The organism is Ectopseudomonas oleovorans (assembly GCF_003052605.1).
GTDB lineage: Bacteria > Pseudomonadota > Gammaproteobacteria > Pseudomonadales > Pseudomonadaceae > Aquipseudomonas > Aquipseudomonas oleovorans_A.
On record NZ_QASO01000021.1, the window covers coordinates 1 to 2,495 of the forward strand.

At 64.7% G+C, this 2,495-nt stretch carries 2 protein-coding genes; both read left to right on the plus strand.

The window, feature by feature from the left end:
* Nucleotides 1-40: 40 nt before the first annotated feature.
* Nucleotides 41-1,555 carry an IS21 family transposase gene (gene istA / locus DBO86_RS03310; protein WP_108232977.1) on the plus strand — a complete coding sequence of 505 codons (1,515 nt, stop codon included), beginning with the start codon at nt 41-43 and terminating at the stop codon, nt 1,553-1,555.
* Nucleotides 1,556-1,572: 17 nt separating this feature from the next.
* Entirely contained in the window at nt 1,573-2,328 is a 756-nt protein-coding gene (istB, locus tag DBO86_RS03315; RefSeq protein ID WP_108232978.1) for an IS21-like element helper ATPase IstB, read from the plus strand.
* Nucleotides 2,329-2,495: the final 167 nt, after the last annotated feature.

Genomic DNA, 2,495 nt, shown 5'->3' on the forward strand with positions numbered 1-2,495 from the left:
TCTTTTTCGAAGCAGAGAGGTCGTCGTGGAGCGTTTATCCATGCGTAAGATTCGCGAAGTACTCCGTCTCAAGTTCGAGGTCGGGCTATCGGCTCGCCAGATTGCCGTCAGTGTGCAGATCGGTCGTGTCACTGTCGGCGATTACCTCAACCGCTTTGCCGCCAGCGGCCTCACCTGGCCCTGTTCGTTGTCCGATGCGGAGTTGGAGCAGCAGCTGTTCCCGCCACCGCCGGCGGTACCCTCCGAGCAACGACCGCTGCCCGATTGGGCCATGATCCACGCCGAGCTACGCCGGCCGGGCGTGACCTTGGCGCTGCTCTGGCAGGAGTACCGCCTGAGCCAGCCGAAAGGCTTTCAGTACAGCTGGTTCTGCGAGCACTACCGAGCCTGGCAGGGCAAGCTGGACGTGGTGATGCGCCAGGAGCATCGCGTCGGCGAGAAGTTGTTCGTCGACTACGCCGGGCAGACGGTGCCGGTGATCGACCGCCACAGCGGCGAGATCCGCCAGGCGCAGGTGTTCGTCGCGGTGCTCGGCGCATCCAGCTACACCTTCGCCGAAGCCACCTGGTCGCAGCAGTTACCTGACTGGCTGGGCTCGCATACCCGCTGCTTCGCCTTCCTCGGCGGCGTGCCGGAGATCGTGGTGCCGGACAACCTGCGAAGCGCGGTGAGTAAGAGCCATCGCTACGAGCCGGACATCAACCCGAGCTACCGCGATCTGGCCGAGCACTATGGCGTGGCGGTGGTGCCGGCGCGGGCGCGTAAGCCGCGCGACAAGGCTAAGGCCGAGGTCGGCGTGCAGGTGGTCGAGCGCTGGATCCTCGCCGCGCTGAGGAACCGCCAGTTCTTCTCCCTGGACGAACTCAACAGCGCCATCGCCTTATTGCTGGAGCGGCTCAACCGACGACCGTTTCGCAAGCTGCCGGGCTCCCGGCAGTCGGCCTTCGAGGCTCTGGATCGTCCGGTGCTGCGCCCACTGCCGGAGCAGCCCTACGTCTATGCCGAGTGGAAGAAGGCGCGGGTGCACATCGACTACCACGTCGAGGTCGATGGGCACTACTACTCGGTGCCGTACCAACTGGTGAAGAAACAACTGGAAGTACGCCTGACAGCGCGCACGGTGGAGTGCTTCCACGCCAATCAGCGGGTGGCCAGCCACCTTCGCTCACCGCACAAGGGCCGGCACAGCACACAGGCCGAGCACATGCCCAAGAGCCATCGCGAGCACGCCGAGTGGACGCCACAACGGCTGATCCGCTGGGCTGAGCAGACCGGGCCGAACACGGCCGGCGTGATCAGCCATATCCTCGAACGGCGCATCCACCCAACCCAAGGCTACCGGGCCTGCCTAGGCATCCTGCGCCTGGGCAAGACCCATGGCGAAGTGCGCTTGGAGTTGGCCTGCCGTCGCGCCCTCAGCCTCGGCGCGTGCAGCTACAAGAGCCTCGAATCGATCCTGCGCCAGGGGCTGGAAAACCTGCCGCTGGCTCAAGCCAACCTGCCCCTGCTGCCGGACGACCACGCCAACCTGCGCGGCCCCGGCTACTACCACTGAACACAAGGAATCCCACCATGCTGCCCCATCCGACCCTGGACAAGCTCCAGACCTTGCGCCTGCACGGCATGCTCAAGGCACTCGCCGAGCAACTGAAAACCCCCGACATCGACAGCCTGAGCTTCGTGGAACGCCTCGGCCTGTTGGTCGACCGCGAACTGACCGAACGCGACGACAAGCGCCTCAGCAGCCGCCTGCGTCAGGCCCGGCTCAAGCACAACGCCTGCCTCGAAGACATCGACTACCGCAGCCCGCGCGGGCTGGACAAGGGCTTGATCCTGCAACTGGGTAGCGGCCAGTGGCTGCGCGACGGGCTCAACCTGATTATCAACGGGCCCACCGGCGTGGGTAAAACCTGGCTGGCCTGCGCCCTGGCACACCAGGCCTGCCGAGAGGGCTACAGCGTGCGCTACCTGCGTCTGCCGCGCCTGTTGGAAGAGTTGGGCTTGGCCCACGGCGACGGGCGCTTCGCCAAGCTGATGAGCGGCTATGCCAAGACCGACCTGCTGATCCTCGACGACTGGGGCTTGGCCCCGTTCACCGTTGAACAGCGCCGTGACATGCTGGAGCTACTGGACGACCGCTACGGCCAGCGCTCGACCCTCGTGACCAGCCAAATGCCCGTGGACAACTGGCACGAACTGATCGGCGATCCAACCCTGGCCGATGCCATCCTCGACCGCCTGGTGCACAACGCTTATCGGATCAATCTGAAGGGTGAATCAATGCGCAAACGGACGCAGAAATTGACGACGCCAGCCAACCCGGACTAACAATGCCACCCCTGCGTCGCTGCGCTCCGACTGCCTGTCCGAATGAGCGTGGAACAGGTGTCCGGATCAGCGTGGGCTGAGTGTCCGAATGGCGTGGAATCCGCACTGAAGCGGCGCATGGAAGAAATCGAGGCGAGCATCAGCCGTTATTTGGCTGCGCTCGATGC

Excerpts from the sequence above, each read along its gene's own strand:
- istA (WP_108232977.1), top strand. The coding sequence starts at position 41 with ATGCGTAAGATTCGCGAAGTACTCCGTCTCAAGTTCGAGGTCGGGCTA.
- istB (WP_108232978.1), top strand. The coding sequence starts at position 1,573 with ATGCTGCCCCATCCGACCCTGGACAAGCTCCAGACCTTGCGCCTGCAC.